At 38.2% G+C, this 20223-nt stretch carries 16 protein-coding genes and 1 pseudogene; all 17 read right to left on the bottom strand.

The window, feature by feature from the left end; genetic code table 11:
* Positions 1 to 19: 19 nt before the first annotated feature.
* The 17 genes and pseudogenes from JCM1039_RS08535 to JCM1039_RS12055 all read right to left on the bottom strand — a co-directional run bounded on the left by JCM1039_RS08535 (position 20) and on the right by JCM1039_RS12055 (position 20151).
* Complete coding sequence (locus tag JCM1039_RS08535; RefSeq protein ID WP_025015433.1) at positions 20 to 331, bottom strand: DUF1292 domain-containing protein; 312 nt, start codon at positions 329 to 331, stop codon at positions 20 to 22.
* Position 332: 1 nt separating this feature from the next.
* A complete protein-coding gene (gene ruvX / locus JCM1039_RS08530; RefSeq protein WP_025015432.1) occupies positions 333 to 761 on the bottom strand; it encodes a Holliday junction resolvase RuvX in 429 nt (142 codons plus the stop codon).
* Positions 761 to 1018, bottom strand: coding sequence for an IreB family regulatory phosphoprotein (locus JCM1039_RS08525; RefSeq protein ID WP_003549189.1), 258 nt, complete (start codon positions 1016 to 1018; stop codon positions 761 to 763). Before JCM1039_RS08525 ends, ruvX begins: the two co-directional genes overlap by 1 nt.
* 60 nt (positions 1019 to 1078) lie before the next feature.
* A complete protein-coding gene (gene alaS, locus JCM1039_RS08520; protein ID WP_025015431.1) occupies positions 1079 to 3718 on the bottom strand; it encodes an alanine--tRNA ligase in 2640 nt (879 codons plus the stop codon).
* A 241-nt stretch (positions 3719 to 3959) separates the two neighbouring features.
* Positions 3960 to 5321: a DEAD/DEAH box helicase gene (locus JCM1039_RS08515; RefSeq protein ID WP_025015430.1), complete on the bottom strand. Its 1362-nt coding sequence runs from the start codon at positions 5319 to 5321 to the stop codon at positions 3960 to 3962.
* The gene (locus JCM1039_RS08510; protein ID WP_025015429.1) at positions 5314 to 6270 is read right to left on the bottom strand and encodes a DHH family phosphoesterase; all 957 of its coding nucleotides are present in this window, start codon (positions 6268 to 6270) and stop codon (positions 5314 to 5316) included. Before JCM1039_RS08510 ends, JCM1039_RS08515 begins: the two co-directional genes overlap by 8 nt.
* 59 nt (positions 6271 to 6329) lie before the next feature.
* Entirely contained in the window at positions 6330 to 7451 is a 1122-nt protein-coding gene (gene dinB / locus JCM1039_RS08505; protein ID WP_201780312.1) for a DNA polymerase IV, read from the bottom strand.
* Positions 7444 to 8895 carry a glucose-6-phosphate dehydrogenase gene (gene zwf / locus JCM1039_RS08500; protein WP_025015427.1) on the bottom strand — a complete coding sequence of 484 codons (1452 nt, stop codon included), beginning with the start codon at positions 8893 to 8895 and terminating at the stop codon, positions 7444 to 7446. The genes dinB and zwf overlap by 8 nt, the downstream gene beginning before the upstream one ends.
* 108 nt (positions 8896 to 9003) lie before the next feature.
* Complete coding sequence (gene yajC / locus JCM1039_RS08495) at positions 9004 to 9378, bottom strand: preprotein translocase subunit YajC (RefSeq protein WP_025015426.1); 375 nt, start codon at positions 9376 to 9378, stop codon at positions 9004 to 9006.
* A 64-nt stretch (positions 9379 to 9442) separates the two neighbouring features.
* A complete protein-coding gene (gene ruvB / locus JCM1039_RS08490; RefSeq protein ID WP_025015425.1) occupies positions 9443 to 10459 on the bottom strand; it encodes a Holliday junction branch migration DNA helicase RuvB in 1017 nt (338 codons plus the stop codon).
* A 59-nt stretch (positions 10460 to 10518) separates the two neighbouring features.
* Positions 10519 to 11105, bottom strand: a pseudogene (gene ruvA, locus JCM1039_RS11350) (Holliday junction branch migration protein RuvA).
* Positions 11106 to 11107: 2 nt separating this feature from the next.
* Positions 11108 to 13012, bottom strand: coding sequence for a DNA mismatch repair endonuclease MutL (gene mutL, locus JCM1039_RS08480; protein WP_025015424.1), 1905 nt, complete (start codon positions 13010 to 13012; stop codon positions 11108 to 11110).
* Between the two features lie 2 nt (positions 13013 to 13014).
* Complete coding sequence (mutS, locus tag JCM1039_RS08475) at positions 13015 to 15591, bottom strand: DNA mismatch repair protein MutS (RefSeq protein WP_155831170.1); 2577 nt, start codon at positions 15589 to 15591, stop codon at positions 13015 to 13017.
* Positions 15592 to 15801: 210 nt separating this feature from the next.
* Complete coding sequence (gene groL / locus JCM1039_RS08470; protein ID WP_025015422.1) at positions 15802 to 17433, bottom strand: chaperonin GroEL; 1632 nt, start codon at positions 17431 to 17433, stop codon at positions 15802 to 15804.
* A gap of 21 nt (positions 17434 to 17454) precedes the next feature.
* A complete protein-coding gene (groES, locus tag JCM1039_RS08465; protein WP_013437226.1) occupies positions 17455 to 17739 on the bottom strand; it encodes a co-chaperone GroES in 285 nt (94 codons plus the stop codon).
* 238 nt (positions 17740 to 17977) lie between these two features.
* Complete coding sequence (locus JCM1039_RS08460; RefSeq protein ID WP_025015421.1) at positions 17978 to 19135, bottom strand: tyrosine-type recombinase/integrase; 1158 nt, start codon at positions 19133 to 19135, stop codon at positions 17978 to 17980.
* A gap of 104 nt (positions 19136 to 19239) precedes the next feature.
* Entirely contained in the window at positions 19240 to 20151 is a 912-nt protein-coding gene (locus tag JCM1039_RS12055; RefSeq protein ID WP_025015420.1) for a helix-turn-helix domain-containing protein, read from the bottom strand.
* Between the last annotated feature and the right edge of the window lie 72 nt (positions 20152 to 20223).

Below are 20223 nucleotides of genomic sequence, written 5' to 3'. Positions count from 1 at the left end.
CACAGCCAGTCCTTTTTATTTACTTACCACTCAAGCGGTCATCGTCTAAGAAAGTATTTAAAACTCCTTGAACCATGTCCCACTCATCATCGGATTCGATTTCGTGCAAATCATTGCTTGTTACATCTCCTGCATCATCTGCATCGTAACTAAAAGCTTGCACTTCAATGTCTTCATCATCGCCAACAGCGGCTGGATAAAGAAGCACATATGATTTGTCGTAATCATCAGAATGAAAAGTAAACAATATCTCATATAATTCTTCATTACCTTGATCATCGACTAAGGTAATTTGACGATCTTCATCGTCACCATTAACTTGTGCTGCCATTTTAATCCTTTCGGTGTAAATCTAAATAATTTTGCAAGATGAGCACCGCTGCCATCTGATCAATCACTTGTTTACGTTTCTTACGGTCATGAATACCAGCATCTTCTACAAGTACCCGCCGTGACTCAATCGTTGTTAATCTTTCATCAGAATAATGCACAGGTAAACCAAACTTTTCTTCAAGTCTTTTACCATATGCTTTGCTTCGTGCAACTGAAGATCCTGACGTCCCATCCATATTTTTAGGTAAACCCAATACGAATCCATCAGGATCATATTGTCTTACTATTTTCTTTAAGGGACGCATACCAAAATTATATTTGGTTTCATCGATTTTAATAGTTTCTAACTTTTGTGCAGTAATGCCGAGCTCATCGCTAACAGCAACCCCAACGGTTTTAGAACCTACATCTAGACCTATTAATCGCATTATTTATTCTTACCAAGATAACTCTTAACAAGTTCTTCAATAATCTCGTCACGTTCGTGCTTAAGAATCAAATTACGAGCATCATTGTGCCGTGGAATATAAGCAGGATCGCCAGAAAGTAAGTAACCTACAATCTGGTTGATAGGATTATAGCCCTTTTCTTCAAGCGCATTGTAAACATCTTGCAGAGTATCATAAACATTTTTTCCTTTATTCTGGTTAAAGTCAAAATGCATAGTCTTATCTAGCGAACTCATATTTATTCCTCCTGTCAACAATTTTACTTGAAAAAAAGCTCAAACACAATTAATTAATGCTTAGTTCTTAGAAATTTCGTCAATAACAGCTTTAATAGCGTCATTCAAACCTTCTGGTTTCTTACCACCGGCTTGAGCCATGTTTGGACGACCACCACCGCCACCACCAAAGATTGGGGCAGCAATCTTGATCAATTCGCCGGCTTTAAGACCCTTGTCTAATGCCTTTTGGTCTAAGCTGATGATCATGTTAGCCTTGCCGTTGTTATTAGCAGCCAATACTAATACATCTGACTTGTTGCTGCTCTTCCAGTTATCAGCAAGTTCACGCAAGTCGTTCATGTTGTTTACATCTGCAATAGTTGCGATTACAGTCAAATCGCCAGCTTGCTTTACATCGTCAAAGATTTGACCAGCCTTAGCTTCGTTAATCTTCTTAGTCAAAGCTTCAACTTGCTTTTGACTATCGTGAAGGTCACTTTCAAGTGAGTCGATCTTATCAATGATGTTGTCTGGCTTAGTTGCCTTAACATCTTCTTGAATGTTATCAAGCAAGCTTGAACGTTCTGCCAAGTATTCGTAAGCCCTCTTTGAAGTTACGGCTTCAATTCTACGCATACCTGCACCAACAGCTGATTCAGAAGTGATCTTGAAGATACCGATTTGGTTAGTGTTGTCTACGTGAGTACCACCACAGAATTCTGATGAGAAGTCGCCCATTTGTACGACACGAACCTTGTCACCGTATTTACCGTTGAACAATGCTAAGGCACCCATCTTTTCACCTTCTTCAGGTGTAGTGATAGTAGTCTTAACTTGAATAGCTTCCCAAATCTTTTGGTTTACTAATTCTTCAACAGTCTTGATTTCACGTGGAGTCATTGGTTCCATAGCAGTGAAGTCGAATCTCAAGTAGTCAGGATCAACTAATGAACCTGCTTGGTGAGTATGTTCACCTAAAACTTGACGAAGTGCTGCGTGAAGCAAGTGAGTAGCTGAGTGAGAGTGACGAAGACCTTCACGACGTTCCTTATCAAGCTTCAATACGTATTCCTTACCCTTTTCTACAGGCAAAATAAGGTCAACAAAGTGTAAGTTTTGGTCGTTAGGTGCGTGTTGAACGTCAGTAACCTTAGCTACTAGTTCACCATCTTGGCTGTAAATATCACCATGGTCGGCAACTTGACCACCACGTTCTGCGTAGAATGGAGTCTTATCAAATACTAAAGTTGCGTGTTCGCCATCAGCCTTGTCTACTAACTTGTCATCAACAACGATGTCAAGCAACTTAGCATGTGGTTCTTCGTAAGTATCACGTTCAAATACTGATTTATCCTTAATGTTCATCAAAGTTACATCTTGACGACCCATTGATTGAAGGTCACCACGAGCTTTACGTGCACGTTCCTTTTGAGCTTGCATTTCAGCATCAAAGCCCTTCTTGTCAACCTTAAGGCCAGCATCTTGTGCTGATTCGAAGGTTAATTCATATGGGAAGCCGTAAGTATCGAACATCTTGAAGGCATCCTTACCTGAGATAGTCTTGTCCTTTGACTTCTTAGCCTTGTCAATCAAGTCATCAAGCAAAGTCAAACCAGTATCAAGAGTTGATTGGAATCTTTCTTCTTCGTTTTGGATTACGTTTTCGATAAAGCCACGTTGGTCCATTACTTCTGGGTAGTGACTTTCCATAATCTTACCTACAACTGGAACAAGCTTATAAAGGAAAGCACCCTTGATGCCCAAACGTTGACCGTTCAAGTCAGCACGACGGATCAAACGACGTAAAACGTAACCACGACCTGAGTTTGATGGAAGAGCACCGTCAGCAATAGCAAAACTTACGGCACGAACGTGGTCGGCAATAATCTTAAATGCAGTAGTGTCTTCTTTGTTTTCACCGTACTTCTTACCTGGAGTCATTTCTTCAGTAGCATGAATAATTGGCAAGAACAAGTCAGTTTCGAAGTTAGTTGGTGCATCTTGCAAAATTGAAAGTACACGTTCAAGACCCATACCAGTATCGATGTTCTTGTGTGGTTGATCAACATACTTACCATTTGGCAAGTGGTTGTATTGTGAAAATACGATGTTCCAAATTTCAAGGTAACGAGCATTTTCACCACCAGGGAAGTTTTCTGGATCGTCTTCAGCAACGTCGTTGTTTTCTTGACCACGGTCGTAGAAGATTTCAGTATCAGGACCACATGGACCTTCACCAATATCCCAGAAGTTATCTTCAAGCTTTACAATGTGGTCTGCTGGCATACCTGCCTTTACCCAAACCTTGAATGAATCTTCATCTTTGGGATAAACAGTACAGTATAACTTTTCCTTTGGTAAACCTAACCACTTAGGACTAGTTAAGAATTCCCATGCCCAAGGAATAGCTTCATCTCTGAAGTAGTCACCTACTGAGAAGTTACCAAGCATTTCAAAGAAAGTTTGATGACGAGCAGTCTTACCAACGTTTTCAATATCGTTAGTTCTGATAGATTTTTGTGAAGAAGTAATTCTGTGGTTCTTTGGTACAACTGAACCATCGAAGTATTTCTTCATAGTAGCAACACCTGAGTTGATCCACAAAAGAGTTGGGTCGTCTTGTGGAATAAGTGATGCACTTGGCATAATCATGTGACCATGTTCTTTGAAGAAGTCTAAGAACATTTGACGAAACTCTGAACTATTTAGTTTCTTCATTGAATAATTTCTCCCTAAAACAAATAAAAAACACCATTGCAGTTATTCAAGGACGCTCCGCGCGCGGTACCACCTTGATTGCAACAGTGTTTGTTACCTCTTAATATTCTTAATTATTAAACTTAAAGGAGCATTTCTTGACCATTACTAAGCCTTCCCATCCTTCGGCTCTCTCTATGAAATAATTAATCAAAAAACATATCTTAAGCTGAAAATAATTGTACTACAAAATTAACGTCTGTCAACGCCCTTGCTCTCTACGACGTTTTCTTTGTCGCTTAGCTTTTCTAATTTCATGGCGTTGTTCAAGCTTACGCTTTTGACGATTATCTTCTTGAATTGCACGCTTGATCTTCTTCTTGTAGCCTGGTTTACGCTTTCTCTTTTCTTTTTTAACGTAGCCAACTAATTTAGTATCAAGCTTGCGGTTCTTGCTTTGACGATTTTCACGACTGCGATAGTGCTTACGTGGTATAAGTTTACCATTTTTAATTTCAACGAAATCAAAGTGAACGCCCATCTTTTCAAGATCTTCGATGCGATTCATTTCTTCTTCACGAATCAAAGTAATGGCATGACCTGATAAACCATTTCGACCGGTTCTACCGATTCGGTGAATCACAAATTCAATATCACGTGGAATTTCATAGTTAATGACCAAGCTAACGCCATCGATATCAAGACCGCGAGCTGCTAAGTCACTAGCTACAACGTATTGATATTGGCCTTGTTCAACTTGACGTAGAGTTCTCTTTCTTTCTCTTTCGGTAACTCCACCGTGGATCTTGGCTACCTTTAAGCCCTGATCTTGCAAGTACTTGGTCAATTCATCAACAGTTTGCTTAGTATTGGCAAAAACCAAAGCCAAATATGGTTGACCCATCGTAAGCAACTTATACAGGACGCTCTTACGGTTCTTAGAACCAATATCAATCAAATCATTCTTAATCGTAGGTGCGATTACACTTGGATTATCAATGACGATTTGGTCAGGGTGAGCCATGTATTTACGCAAGAAGTTAGAAAGTTTTACTGGAATTGTAGCTGAGAAGGCTGCAATTTGAACATCCTTAGGCAATTTAGCTGCTACTTGATCAATATCTGCTAAAAAGCCCATGTCCAGCGTCATATCAGCTTCGTCAATGACGAAAGTTTTTACTTGATCTACTGCAAAAACTTTCTTTTGAACGAAGTCTAAAAGTCGACCAGGTGTCGCAATTACTAACTGTGGCGTATTATTCTTATATTTTTCGAGTTGACGTTCTCTATCAGTTCCTCCAGCCAAATGAGCAATTGAAAAGTGCATACCTGAAGCTTTTCTGAGTTCACGTGCTACTTGATAAAGTTGGTCAGCAAGCTCTCTACTTGGCAAAGTAATGATTGCTTGAACTGCATGTAAATCTTCGTCAATTTCATTAAAAATTGGCACTAAATATGCATGAGTCTTGCCTGACCCGGTAGCAGCTTGAACTACTACGCTTAAGCCAGAAAGCATGGCAGGGATTACCTTTTCCTGCACCTTGGTTGGCTTTTCAAAGTGGATCTTCTTTAAGCCATCTTGAACAGCTGACTTAATTCTGGAATCTTCAAAAATATTATTCATGATCTTCTTTATACTTCTTAGTTACTTCAACGACTTCCGCAAATATTTGCTTTACTTCGTTTAAATCCTTGGCATTGGCACCACTTGCAAGAGCGTGACCACCACCATCGTGCTTAGCTGCGAGTTCATTAATAACTGGACCCTTTGAACGGTAATGTACACGATAAGTGCCATCTGGCTTTTCTACAAAGACGTTCCAAGCCAAAACATCTTTAATACGACCTGGAGTTGATACTGCGACATTTGCTTGATCATCAGCTAAACCTAATTTCTTAAGGTCGTCTTGAGTCAAAATAGTGTAAGCTGCACCAACTGGGTTAATTTCCATCTTGTCCATTGCAAGTGCTTGAAGCTTAGCTTCATCAAAAGTTACATCAGCAATGTTTCTAGCAATTTCAGTAATGTTAATACCAGTTGAAGCAAGTTGTGCAGCTACCTTAAAGGTGTGTTCTGAAGTTTCAGGGTACATGAAACGACCAGTGTCACCAACAATACCTGCGTAAAGTGGGTAGGCAATTTCTTTAGTAATCTTGAAGTCTTCAGCGTTCAAGAAATCAACGATGATTTGGCAAGCTGCAGGAGCATCTGGATCAACATAGCTCATATCTGCGTATGGATCAACATCTGGGTGGTGGTCAATCTTGATTAAGAAGTCACCTTTTTCGTAAAGCTTATTAGAAATTCTTGGTGTATTAGCAGTATCAGTAGTAATTACCAATGCACCTTCGTAGTCAGTTGCTTTAACTTGGTCCATGCGGTTAATCCAAGCAAGGTCGCCTTCATCGTTTTCACCAGCACAAAGTACGCGCTTGTCTGGAAACTTTTCCATAATTGCACGAGCTAATCCAGCTTGTGAACCAATTGCGTCTGGGTCTGGACTAGTGTGACGGTGCAAGATAATAGTTGGATATTGTAAGATTTTTTCGTAAATGTCATCAAAACTACTCATTATTTTTTCCTCATCTTCTAAAAATATCTGTATCTAGTTTAACAGAAAAAAGTCCTTGATTAATAATCGAACAAATTAATTGCCTGATAATTTTCTTTTTCAAAATCCGTTGCTGTTACGCCGAGCAATCGAATACCATCTTCCAAAAAGCCATGCGTGCTCTCAAATAATTCTCTTGCCACCTCATAAAAATCAAGATGATCATCTGATGGTTTAGACAATTTTCTGCGTTTGGTGGCCGTCTCAAAGTCATTATTGCGAATTTTCAACATGATTGTAGATGCCCGAAAATTGCGCTTTTTTAACTCTTTCTCTAAATAATCACAATAAGCACGAATTTTGCTCAAAGCTTCATCTTGTGAAAAAATTGCTGGTTCATAGGTACGTTCAATCCCAATTGATTTTCGATTAATCTCTGAGTCGGTTACAACCGGACTTAAATCAATACCACGCGCATGTTGAGCCAAAATATAGCCCATCTTTTTAAACTTTTTAAGCAGAACTATTATATCAACTTTTTGCAGGTCAGCGCCGGTATAAACATCCATCTCATGTAGTTGTTCTTGAGTCTTAGGACCAATGCCAGGAAACTTTTCTATTTTCTGCATCCCTAAAAATTGCTTAGCCTCACTAGGCAAAATAACTGTACGCCCAAACGGCTTCGCATATTCTGAACCCATTTTGGCTAAAAACTTATTATACGAAACGCCAAAAGATGAATTTAAGCCTACTTCTGTTCTAATTCTTTTTTGTAAATTCAGTGCTAACTTAACAGTTGATTCTTCTCCTAATTTATTATTAGTTACATCAAGATATGCTTCATCAAGAGCAACAGATTCCACTCTATCCGTAATATCATGCATGAAAGAGTGAATTTGGGCAGAAACGCTGCGATAGGTTTTAAAATCAGGCGGCACAAAAACTAGTTTATCTTTTGGAACTAAACGCACTGCCTGAATACCCGCCATCGCTGAGTGAACGCCATACTTACGAGCCACGTAATTGCAAGTTGCTACCACACCATGGCCATGATTTTTACGCGGATCTTGCCCCACAACTAATGCCTTATCCTTGTATTCAGGATGTCTTCTAGTTTCTACTGAAGCGTAAAAAGCATCCATATCCAGATGAATAATCCGGCGATGGATGTCATTTTGCGGCAATAAATTTTCTTTATTCATAAATCCAATGTTCAGTTGGTGATTCAAAGATATCGTTTGATTCCTTTGGACCCATTCTGTATGGCAAGTATTGAGTAATTTCTGGGTTGCCTGCTTCATTTTCTTTTTGCCATGCATTTTCAACGGCATCAATAAATTCCCAGTAACGCTTCAATTCACTCCAGTGAGTGAAGTTAGTTGAATCGTTAACAAATACATCGTGAAGCAAACGTTCATAACCATCCGGCACCTTAGCCATTTCTTCTTTTGAAAAGGCATAAGTTAAATCTTCACGACGAATTCCTGGTTCATCGATCTTCTTACCATTGATGGTAATGTAGATCTTACTTTCAGGATCAACTTCAATCGTAATGTTGTTTGAATGAGCTTGACCATATGGGTTATTGATATGCTTTAAAACAATATCAATTCTGGTCTTCTTTTCCTTAAATTCCTTACCAGTTCTGAAGTAAATTGGTACACCAGCAAGTGGACCACTAGTAAACTTAGCTTTACCAGCCACAAAAGTTTCTGTAGTTGAGTTAGGATCAACGTTTGGTTCTTTCTTGTAAGCGAAAGTAGTGTCGCTACCTAAGTATTGACCTCTTACAAAGTCATTCTTAACTTCTTCTGGAGTTGGAATAATTAAACTCTTAAGCAAGTCTTGCTTAGCTTGGTGAACACTATCTGATGACAAATCTTTAGGTTCTGGCATAGCAAGCAAAGTGATGATTTGGAAAATGTGGTTTTGCACCATATCGCGTAAAGCACCTGAAGTATCGTAGTAACCTCCACGTGCTTCTACACCCAAACGTTCTGCCAAAGTGATTTGAATATTTTTAATGTAATCGCCTGACCAAATATTCTTGATCAATGGGTTAGTAAAACGCATTGGCATGATATTTTGAATCATTTCCTTGCCCAAATAGTGGTCGATTCTGAAAATATCATTTTCATCAAATGATGCAGTAATTTCTTTATTAAGTTCTTCAGCTGAAGCTAAATCATGACCAAATGGCTTTTCAACGACGATACGGTTGAAGCCACTACCGGTTAAATGTTGGTCATTGATGTGGGTAGCAATAGTGCCGAAGAATCTTGGAGCCATTGCCATGTAAAATAGACGATTGCCTTGTGCTGAGTAACGATCATCAAGTTCTTGAGCCAATTTCTTCAATGTTTCATAGTGTTCAACATTAGTAACATCGTGAGATTGATAATAGAAGTGACTAGCAAAGTCTTTTACTTCATTTTCATCAACCTGATCATGAGTTTCATGAATAGCATCTGAAACTTGTCCACGCAAATATTCGTGTGACCATGGACGGCGTGCAGTACCAATGACTGCAAAGTTGTCGTGAATCAAACCCTGTTCATATAAATTAAACAAGGATGGATAAAGCTTACGGTGAGCCAGGTCACCACTACCACCAAAAATAATCATTATAACTGGAATATTTTTCATAACTAAATCCTTTTCTTTAACTTGTTACTTCACTCATAATCTATTTTACAACAACCAATTTTTAGGCAAAATAAAAAGCGCAAAATATTGCGCTTTTTGAGTTATTAATTATTTATCTTCTTTTTTAGTATCATCTAAAGAAGCAGGTTCTGCTGGTTTTGCTGGAGCTGCTTCAGTCTTAGCAGCTGCTGGCAATACACGACGAATAGCCATTCTTTCAAAAGTTAAGTAAATACCATCGGCATCAACAACAACAGTCTTGTCACTGTTGATCTTGTCGATCTTGGCGTGCAAGCCGTCTACCAAAACAACTTCGTCGCCCTTCTTCAACTTATCCATCATTTGCAATCTTTGTTGTTGTTGCTTCTTTTGTGGACGGATCATACCGAAGTAAGTAAAACCAATCAAAATAATGAATAAGATGATCATCATCCAGTTGTTGCTGGCAGCACCGCCAGCGTTTGCTAAAAATACAGTATTCAAATCTTTCACCTCATAAAACTATTAAATTTTTCAATACAATATATCCATTATACAGAAAATTTATCTATTTATCACCCGGAATAGGCAAACCTAGTTGTAAATATGCTTTATCCGTTACCATTCGGCCACGTGGCGTTAATAAAATAAAACCATGTTGGAGCAAATATGGTTCATACAGCGATTCAATGGTTTCCATATCTTCACCAATATTTGCGGCTAAAGTTCTAATTCCAACAGGACCACCGTTGTAACCTTCAATCATGGTTCTTAGCAATTTACGATCAGTTTGATCCAAACCTTCATCATCAACCTGCAATTGCTTCAATGCACTTTCGGTAGTAGCAAGCGAAATAGTCTTTTCACCTTTTACTTCCGCAAAATCACGCACACGCTTTAACAAACGGTTAGCTACACGTGGCGTACCACGAGAACGACGGGCCAATTCGTGTGCAGCTTCTGGCGCAATTGACGTATGGAAAACATCGCTTGAACGTTGGACGATCTTTTTCAATTCATCAACAGTGTAGTATTGCATATGTTCAACAATACCGAAACGATCACGCAAAGGAGCTGATAACTGCCCTGCAAGTGTCGTTGCCCCAATCAAAGTAAATGGTGGAAGTGGCACGTGTACAGCGTGCGTAGTTTGTCCTTCCCCGATTACGATATCAATATAGTAGTCCTCCATTGCGGAATAAAGAACTTCTTCAACCGGTTTAGCAAGACGATGAATTTCATCAATAAATAAGACATCGCCTGGATCAAGATCAGATAGCAATGCCACCAGATCGCCAGCTTTTTCAATTGCTGGACCACTAGTACTCTTCAAATGAACGCCTAATTCATTTGCAATTACAAAAGCTAAAGTCGTCTTACCTAAACCCGGTGGCCCGTACAGCAAAACATGATCTAATGCTTCATCACGCTGTTTTGCGGCCTTAATATAAATGGACATCTCTTTTTTAACACGCTCTTGTCCCAAATACTGGTCTAAAGTTTGCGGTCTCAAAGATAATTCCATTGCTTCTTCTTCGGAACCTTCAACATGTCCTGAAGTTACTGCATCATCGTTTTCTGCCACCAGTTTCACTTCCTTATTAAAAATCCACTGCTTTTTTATCTTTACTATTATAACAAGAACTACTTCTTAAGCAGCAATGCTAAACCTTTTTTAATATATTGATCTGCTGTATCCGCATCAAATTCAATTAACTTAGGCGTAATTCGATCCACTTCTTTTTGAGTATAGCTAAAGCAATCAAAGCTAATAATGCATCGTTTAGAGCTGAGGAAATTTCTTCATCATTGTCCTTGCGATCAAGACGAGCAACATAATCGCCTAACTTACCTTTCAAGTCAAGCACGATCTGTGACGCGGTCTTTTTACCCACGCCAGGGAAACGAGTTAAGTACTTAACCTCACCTTGTTCAATCGCTTCGGCTAAGGAATTACTGTCTTCAGCCGCCATAATTGCCATGGCACTCTTTGGACCAATACCACTTACGCTAAGCAGCTTAAGGAAAAGCCCTTTATCATCTTGGCTTTGAAAGCCGTACAAAGTAATGCCAGTGTCACGTACAACTTGCTCAATATACACCTTAGCCTTTTGTCCTTGGGTATAAGCAAATGGCGTTGGACTATACACCTTGTAGCCTACTCCATTAACATCTACTACGATGTAGCTTGGTGTAATGACAGAAATTATTCCTTCAAAGTATTCGTACATTATTATTCATCCCTTTTGAACATCTTTTTTAATTCATTTTGACTCATGCGGACCAAAACTAAGCGGCCAGAAGCATCATAATACGGATCAGCTGTTTTACGTAAATCGCTAATGATTTGTTTAGCCTCTGCAGCGGATAAATTTATCTTTCCTTTTACCGCATGTTTTGCTTCCATTTCAGCTACGCGTTTAAACAGATTTTCAGAGCTTCCCTTATCTACATTCAAGTAACTATCCAAGATCTGACGAATCGTTTCTTCGATATTTTCATGAATCCAGGTTGGATATGACCGCACAATAAAACTATTTTGACCAAAGTCTTCCAAATAAATTCCAATCTGTTTGATTTGCTCAGTCTTATCTTTAACTTGAATAAAATCGAGATTACCAAATTCTAAGACGATCGGTGTAAGTAAGCCTTGTTGGACAATTTTCTTAGAAGTAAGAATCTGATATGTTTTTTCAAACTGCAATCTTCTTCTGGCAGCAACCTGATCGACTAAGAAAAGATCGCCTTCATTTTCCGCGATGATGTAAGTATCAGTTTGCCCAACATAAGCTAGACGCGGCAAATTATTTGCTAAAACTTCATCCCCACTAGAGATAACTTCTTGGTTAGCAGAAGATGAACCAAATGGGGTGAGTTTTTGCTGCTCAGCTACATTTTGATCCCAAGTTTTTGTAATGATGTATTTATCATCTTCACGTGGAATATTTAAATCAACGTATTGGCCATTTTCATGCTTATCTTCTTTTTCAGTTTCTTTTGTAGCATTAAATTCTGGCTTTTCTTCCTGATCATGAATTTCTGGTACTTCTTTACGTTCTGTATTTACAAGATCTTGGTTTAAATTAAATTGTAATTGGTCTACTAATGTTTCACGCTTATTTTCTAAATTGGTAAAGGCACTAGTCTGCTCAACTTTTTCCACAAGTGCATTACTTATCGCAGTTGTGATCAAACGACTAAGCTCTTTTTCTTTAGATAAACGTACCTCTTGCTTGGTGGGATGCACGTTAACATCAACCAACAATGGGTCAACTTTAATAGAAACAATCGCAATTGGATAATGGCGCGCTGTCAGCTTTGAACCATAACCATCCATAATCGCTGTATTTAGTTGGAAGTTTCTGATATAACGACCATTAAGCAAAATCGACATAAAGTTACGTGTTGAACGAGTCAATTCTGGCTTAGAAATTAAACCTGTAACCTTAAAATCATTATCTTTTGCTTCAATATTTTCCATTTGTTCTGCAATATGACGGCCATACACATTGGCAACTGTTTGCTTTAAATTGCCGTTGCCTGTTGTTCTAAGCAAAATTTTGCCAGTATTCGACAAAGTAAAAGACACTTGTGGATAACCTAATGCTAAACGGTTAATAATATCCACAATCTTCATGATTTCTGTCCGTGGACTGCGCAGATACTTTAATCTGGCAGGCGTGTTAAAAAAGAGGTCCTGGACGGTGATTTTGGTACCTTTACGTGCTGCGGCATCTTCTTGACCTTTTTTACTACCACCACTAAAAGTAGCTCTAGTACCAATCGCGCCATCAGTAGCCGTTAAAATTTCAACGTGACTTACCGCAGAAATTGAAGCTAAAGCTTCCCCTCTAAAGCCTAAAGTAGAAACTTTAAACAAATCATGTTCATTGCTAATTTTACTGGTCGCATGACGGGTAAAAGCGAGATCAACCTGATCACGCTCAATTCCTGTACCGTTGTCTTGCACTACAATTTGCTTTAAACCTGCATCCACGAAGTCTACTCTGATTCGTGTAGCTCCAGCATCAAGAGAGTTTTCCACCAATTCTTTAACTACGCTGGCAGGACGCTCAATAACTTCCCCTGCTGCTATTTGATTGGTTAAAGTTTCAGATAATTCATGAATTTTAGGCATAATTAGTTATCATCCTTTAAGTCTTTTTGCCAATCCGCTACCATTTGCATAATTTGAAGTGGTGTCTTATCGGCCAAGTAAAGGTTAGAAATATCGTCAAGCACATCTTGTTCAGCGTCAGTCATTGCCGGCTTGTCATTTTGTACTTGTTCTTCATCATCTGAACTATCCACAGGCTCTGAGAACAAATCTAATTGTTGACTAACTGGAGTAAGTTCACTACCTTGCGCTTCAAGTCGTTTCAACAATTTAGTTGCTTCACGCAAAACAGCACGTGGCAAACCAGCTAGTTGTGCGACGTGAATACCATAACTTTGATCAGCTGGTCCTGGCAAAATCTTGTGCAAAAAGATCAACTTACCATTTTCTTCAGTTGCTCCAACGTGAATGTTCTTTAAGTGATCCAGCGTTTCATCAAGAGCAGTTAATTCATGATAGTGAGTCGCAAATAGTGCTTTAGCACCAACCTTATCATGCAAATACTTAACAATCGCACCAGCTAAGGCCATACCGTCATAAGTTGCAGTACCTCGACCAATTTCGTCAAATAAGACCAGACTACGCTTAGTTGCATATTGCAAAGCATCGTTGGCTTCACTCATTTCGACCATGAATGTACTTTGTCCAGAAATCAAGTCATCGGCTGCACCAATTCTAGTAAAGATTTGATCAAATATTGGCAAATCAGCACTATCAGCCGGAACAAATGAACCTACTTGCGCCATAATCGCAATTAAGGCCATTTGTCTCATGTAGGTACTCTTACCAGACATGTTAGGACCAGTGATCAAGAAAATATTGGTGGCTGAATCCATTTTGACATCGTTAGGGATGTAAGAACCTGCAGTCATTACCTTTTCTACTACTGGGTGACGACCATTAACTACATCAATATCTTGATTATCTGTATGGAAGTGTGGTCTGCAATAATTATTTTGTTCAGCTACGGTCGCAAAGCCGCAATAAACATCTAAAGCTGCCAGTTGACTACCCAACTTTTGTAAGGCCGGAATGTACTTCTTAACTTCTTCACGCAATTTGACAAACAAGTCGTATTCCAAATCGGTTGAACGAGTTTGTGCCTCCAAAATCAAGTTTTCGTGTTCTTTTAATTCTGGGGTAATGTAACGTTCTGCATTAGTTAAAGTTTGTTTACGCGTATAACGATCTAGTGGTACCTTGCTCTTATTGCCGTTAGATACTTGAATGTAATAGCCAAAGACTTTGTTGTAGCCAACTTTCAAGTTTTCAATACCAGTCTTTTGACGTTCATCGGCTTCCATTTGAGCCAGCCACTTTTTACCGTTATTCATGGCATCCTTGTAACGATCAAGTTGCTTATCAACGCCTTCACGAATCAAACCACCCTCTGTAGTCAAAATTGGTGGATCTTTAACCAAAGTCGATGAGATCATTTCCGCTACGCCCTTTAATGGATCAATCTTTTTAGCGAAAGCTTCTAACACTTGGCTATCTGATTGATTTAAAGCATCCAAAATTACAGGTACAGCTTGAAGAGAACGTGATAATTGCAATAATTCACGTGCATTGACGTTACCAAAGGCAATACGACCAGTTAAACGTTCCAAGTCGTAAACACCCTTTAAAGCATCAACTGCATTTTCACGAGTAAAGTAGCCATCAAGCAAAGCTTGGACCATTTCTTCACGGTGGTTAATTTCATCAACATTAAGAAGTGGTCGAGCTAACCATTGCTTAAGCAAACGACCGCCCATCGCTGTATGAGTCTTATCCAATACCCAGAAAAGCGAGCCCATCTTTTTACCGGTTTTAGCAGATGAAATTAATTCCAAATTATTTTGGACAGTATGAGACATCTGCAAGTATTGGTTTACTTCATAGCTTTTAGCAATCTGCAAGTGAGCCAAACTTCTCTTTTGCGTAGACAAAAGATAACCTACCAATTGACGTGTAGCTTCTTTTTCTGCCTTGTTAGTTAAATTCTGTTCAACATAAGAAATTTCAGCATGTTCACCTTCAATTGGCGTAGGTGCAGAAACAGTGATATTAGCCTTATGCATAAAGTCCTTGTTTTGCTCAGTCAAAGGACCATTGTACACAACTTCACGCGTTCTTAATGACAAAAGTTCATTAGAAACTGCTTCAAAACTCTTCAAATGAGTAGCGTAAATTTCACCGGTTGATAAATCACTGTAGGCTAAACCAAAACCACTCTTAGTCGTTACTACTGAAGTTAAGTAGTTTGAATCCTTGGCATCATTTGGCCCTTCATTCATCATGGTACCTGGGGTTACCAATTGAATGATGCCACGCTTGACCATACCCTTAGCCTTTTTAGGATCTTCAAGCTGCTCGCAAAGTGCTACTTTGTATCCTTTTTCAACCAAAGTATTCACATAAGTATCTACAGCAAGGTGGGGTACACCAGCCATAGGAATTGGATTCTTAGTTTTATTTGAACGGTGCGTTAAAGTTAATTCAAGAATCTGAGCACCCTTAACCGCATCATCTTCGAAAAGTTCATAGAAATCTCCGACGCGATAAAAAAGAAAGGCATCAGGATATTGCTTTTTAATTTCGTAATATTGCTCCATCATAGGAGTCGTACTTGATTTCGCCATGTAATCTCTTTTCTACTTTTATCTAGACATCTAGAATTACTGATAAATATTATACGCTATAAAGGAAGATAAAAGAAAAACTTCGAAGCTGAACTTTTTTGTTCAACTTCGAAGTCTACAAAATATCTATTTGGATTTGAACTAGAGTGAGAGTTTTATTCTATTTATCAGAAATTAGTGTCTAAATTACATACCCATTCCTGGTGCACCTGCTGGGTTACCACCTTGTGGAGCAGCTGGCTTGTCTTCAGGAATTTCTGCGACAACAGCTTCAGTAGTAAGGAGTAATGCAGCAATTGAAGCAGCGTTTTGTAAAGCGGTACGAGTTACCTTAGTTGGGTCAATGATACCTGCGTCAACCATGTTTTCCCACTTGTCAGTAGCAGCGTTGTAACCAACTTCGTTTTCTTGGTTTTCAAGCTTGTTCAATACAACGGCACCGTCTTTACCTGCGTTTTCAGCAATTTGACGTACAGGTGCTGACAAAGCTCTTAAAACAATGTTGATACCAGTTTGTTCATCTGGAGTTTCACCCTTAAGGTCCTTGATAGCCTTTTCTACGTCTACCAAAGCAGTACCACCACCAGCAACGTAACCTTCGTCAACAGCAGCACGGGTTGAGTTCAAGGCATCTTCGATTCTGTAACGACGTTCCTTAAGTTCAGTTTCAGTAGCAGCACCAACGTGGATAACAGCTACACCACCAGTTAACTTAGCAAGACGTTCTTGTAACTTCTTCTTGTCGAAGTCTGAAGTTGATTCATCAATTTGCTTTCTGATTGAATCTTCACGTTCTTGAATAGCGTCCTTTGAACCAGCACCGTCAACAATAGTAGTTGAGTCCTTGGTTACAGTTACACGACGAGCTTGACCTAATTGATCAATCTTAGTGTCCTTTAATTCAAGGCCTAAGTCGTCAGTAATTACTGTACCACCAGTCAAAGCAGCAATATCTTGTAATTGAGCCTTACGACGGTCACCAAAGCCAGGAGCCTTAACAGCAACAACGTTGAAAGTACCACGGATCTTGTTCAATACAAGAGTTGGAAGAGCTTCACCAGAAACATCGTCAGCAATGATTAACAAAGCCTTACCTTGTTGAACGATTTCTTGAAGAAGTGGCAAAATGTCTTGGATGTTAGAAATCTTCTTGTCAGTGATCAAGATGTATGGGTTGTCAAGGTCTGCTTCCATCTTGTCGTTGTCAGTTACCATGTATTGTGATAAGTAACCACGATCGAATTGCATACCTTCAACTACTGAAAGTTCAGTGTTGATACCACGTGAATCTTCAATAGTGATAACACCATCGTGACCAACCTTTTCCATAGCGTCAGCGATTAAGTCACCAACTTCTTTAGATGCTGATGAAACAGCAGCTACGTTAGCGATTTGGTCCTTTGATTCAACCTTGTGGCTGATCTTGTGTAATTCATCAACGGCAGCTTGAGTAGCCTTTTCAATACCGCGACGAATACCTACAGGGTTAGCACCAGCAGTAACGTTCTTCATACCTTCACGAGCAATTGCTTGAGTTAAAACAGTTGCAGTAGTAGTACCGTCACCGGCAATGTCGTTAGTCTTTTGCGCAGCTTCAGCAACAAGCTTAGCACCCATGTTTTCGTAGTGGTCTTTTAATTCAATTGACTTAGCAATAGTAACACCATCGTTAGTAATATCTGGGTTGCCGTAGCTTTGTTCCAAAACAACGTTTCTACCCTTAGGACCAATAGTAGTCTTAACAGTATCAGCTAACTTGTCAACACCCTTTAAAAGAGAACGTCTTGCATTTTCTGAGAATTTAATATCTTTTGCCATATTCTATATCCGCTCCTTTAATTACTTTTCAATTGCTAAAATATCTTTTTCGTGAAGAACTAAATACTTTTCGCCTTCGTATTCAACGTTAGTGCCTGAATATCTGTCGTAGATAACTACGTCGCCCTTCTTAACGACCATAGGAATCTTTTCGCCGTTTGATGCGTAAGCACCTTCACCGACAGCTACAACTTCGCCTTCAATTGGCTTCTTCTTAGCATTTGATGCTAAAACGATGCCGCCAACTGTCTTTTCTTCTTCTTCTTTAACTTTAACGATTACACGATCACCGATTGGTTGTAACACGTTTAGTCCCCCTTATAACTTATTTTTTTCTTTTAAAAGTTTATTATCATTATTAGTGATTAGCACTCTTATTTATCAAGTGCTAGCTTACAAATATGATAATAACCCGTTTACTAAAAAAAAGCAAGAAAAAATTAGCACTTTTTTATAAAGAGTGCTAATTTTAATTCTAGCCTTACAGTAGCAAGGATTCAGAGCTTAAACTTCAAATATTACTCCGAATATTGCTCTTTTTGACCTAAATTTGCATAAAATTGCCAAAAATATCGGCGGTTTCTTTCTTCCTAGATCTAGTTACGTGAGTATAAATATTCATGGTAGTTGTAATTGAACTATGACCCATACGCTCCTTTACGTCTTCCATTGATGCGCCTGCCTCAAAAAGTAAGCTAGCATGCGTATGTCTGAATCCGTGTAACTTGATATGTCGTAAACCACGTTTCTTGCATAAAGAAACATTCCAATAATTAACGACGTTTTCTCGCAAATAGTCATTATCCTTGTTGCTGAATACTAATTGATCTACATTCATTGGATTCAGTCCCAACTTGAATAAGTCTCTTCTTTGCTGAAATTGCCATTCTGTTAAAATATCGACTGTTTGCGGTGCTAGGTCGATGCATCTATAGCCATTTTGAGTTTTTGGCGGATTAATTTTTAAAGTATTATGCTTGCCCTTTGATAATGTCTTACTCACTTTCAAAGTGCCATCCTTTAAATTGATATCAGACCATTGCAATGCCAATGCCTCGCCAACTCTTAGCCCTGTATATGCTAAAAGATGAAACATTGTATAAACTTTCAATGGCTTATACTTCTTACAAACATTCAAGAAATTTATTAATTCATTCTTTGAATAAAAATCTGTAAAATCTCGCTCAATGCTTTTCTTTTTTGGCTTGTAGACCTTACGCATCGGATTTTTCTTTATTGCATCAATCTGAACCGCATAGTCTAACATCTTTTTTGAATAAGTACATAAAGCATTAAAAGTAGCATACCCGCATGATGCAAACCATTGATTGACAATTTTTTGGCATTGAATTGGTGTTAGCTTATCAAGATAAATATTTCCTAAATCTTTAAGAATGTGATTCTCAAAATATTGATTAACATTATTCCATGTCGATTCTTTAACCGTCTGCTTATAATTAGCAAACCATAGTTCATAGAACTTGCTAACTTTGTAATGCGATTTAGCATAGCCACTGTACTCGCCATTCTCAATTTTTTCTTGAATCTTTTGGTAAGTTTTTTCAGCTATTGCAAGGCTCTTCATTCCTTGCTTTCTAATTTGAACAGAGTTACCAGTAGTAGCATTTTTACCAGCGTAAATAGAAAATCTGTAACGTATTTGCCCGTTAGGTGTCCTGTATTCCTTAATATCGTTATTCATAGTCATTGCCTTCTTTTAGCACATCGGCGCAGACGAGCTTGTCAAAGGATTCTAACCATGAACTTGTAATATTATTCCCACATTATTGGGATGCACTTATAACATCATTTAGTTGAATATTCTTTATATGCTGTATGCCAGTTTGAAGGGTTTTCTACCAAGAAACGTGCTAATTTTGTATCTCCATCGTTAACCTGTTTTTTTATTTTCTGAATAAGTTCTTCATCATCGTATCTTTCTTCCATTTTTAAGCGGCTTTCAAACGCTTTTTTTAATATTTCTGTTTCACTCTTAGAAAAAATTTTATCTCTTACTTCTTTCAAAAAGTCGAAATACTTATAAAAATCTTTTTTAGCCGTTTTAAAATCAGAATATTTAATACTTGTATTCATTAAATGATGCAAAGGAACATCAAAAGCAAAATAATGGCAATCGATTAAATAGCTTTCTAATATACTTATCTTATCGGGTTTGCGATCAACTAATTTCATATCTATAAAATGGATGAAAGTATTAACTGATATATTGTTATCATATAACCACCACGTACTATTACATATGTCTTTTGCAAAAGGTAATAGAAGATTAAACCAATATTTTTCTATTTTAGGATTTATCTTAAATTCTTTATCATTCTTGAAATAGAAATCTATTGGCTTTTTCTTTTCCCCATTAACTTTTATTAATTCATCTAGTGTAGTTGTGATATATGGATTAATACTAAATGTCCCTCTAGGCAATTCACCGTTTAATAGCAAATAATTATCAAAATATTCTTTATGAAGTTTAGGGATTATCTTCTTTATCATATTTTCAGGACTAACTTCTGGCTCAATTCCTTGCAAATATGGTACAGAAACCCCGAAAAAATCGGCTAATTTTTGCCACGTTTCTAGTTTAGGCTCTCGTTTACCTGTTTCATATTGGCTAATACGGCTACTACTCATATTTATCTTATTGCCTAGCCCTCTTAAAGTTAGGTTATTCTTTTGCCGTAGTTCTTTTATTCGGTTCATTTTATATTATTCACTTCTTTTCTTTTATTTATGTTATCACATATGCTAACAAAATGTGAAAAATATTATTGA

The organism is Lactobacillus kitasatonis DSM 16761 = JCM 1039 (assembly GCF_000615285.1).
Taxonomy (GTDB): domain Bacteria; phylum Bacillota; class Bacilli; order Lactobacillales; family Lactobacillaceae; genus Lactobacillus; species Lactobacillus kitasatonis.
The sequence above is the reverse complement of the archived record's forward strand: the minus strand, read 5'-3'. Positions and strand labels throughout refer to the sequence as shown.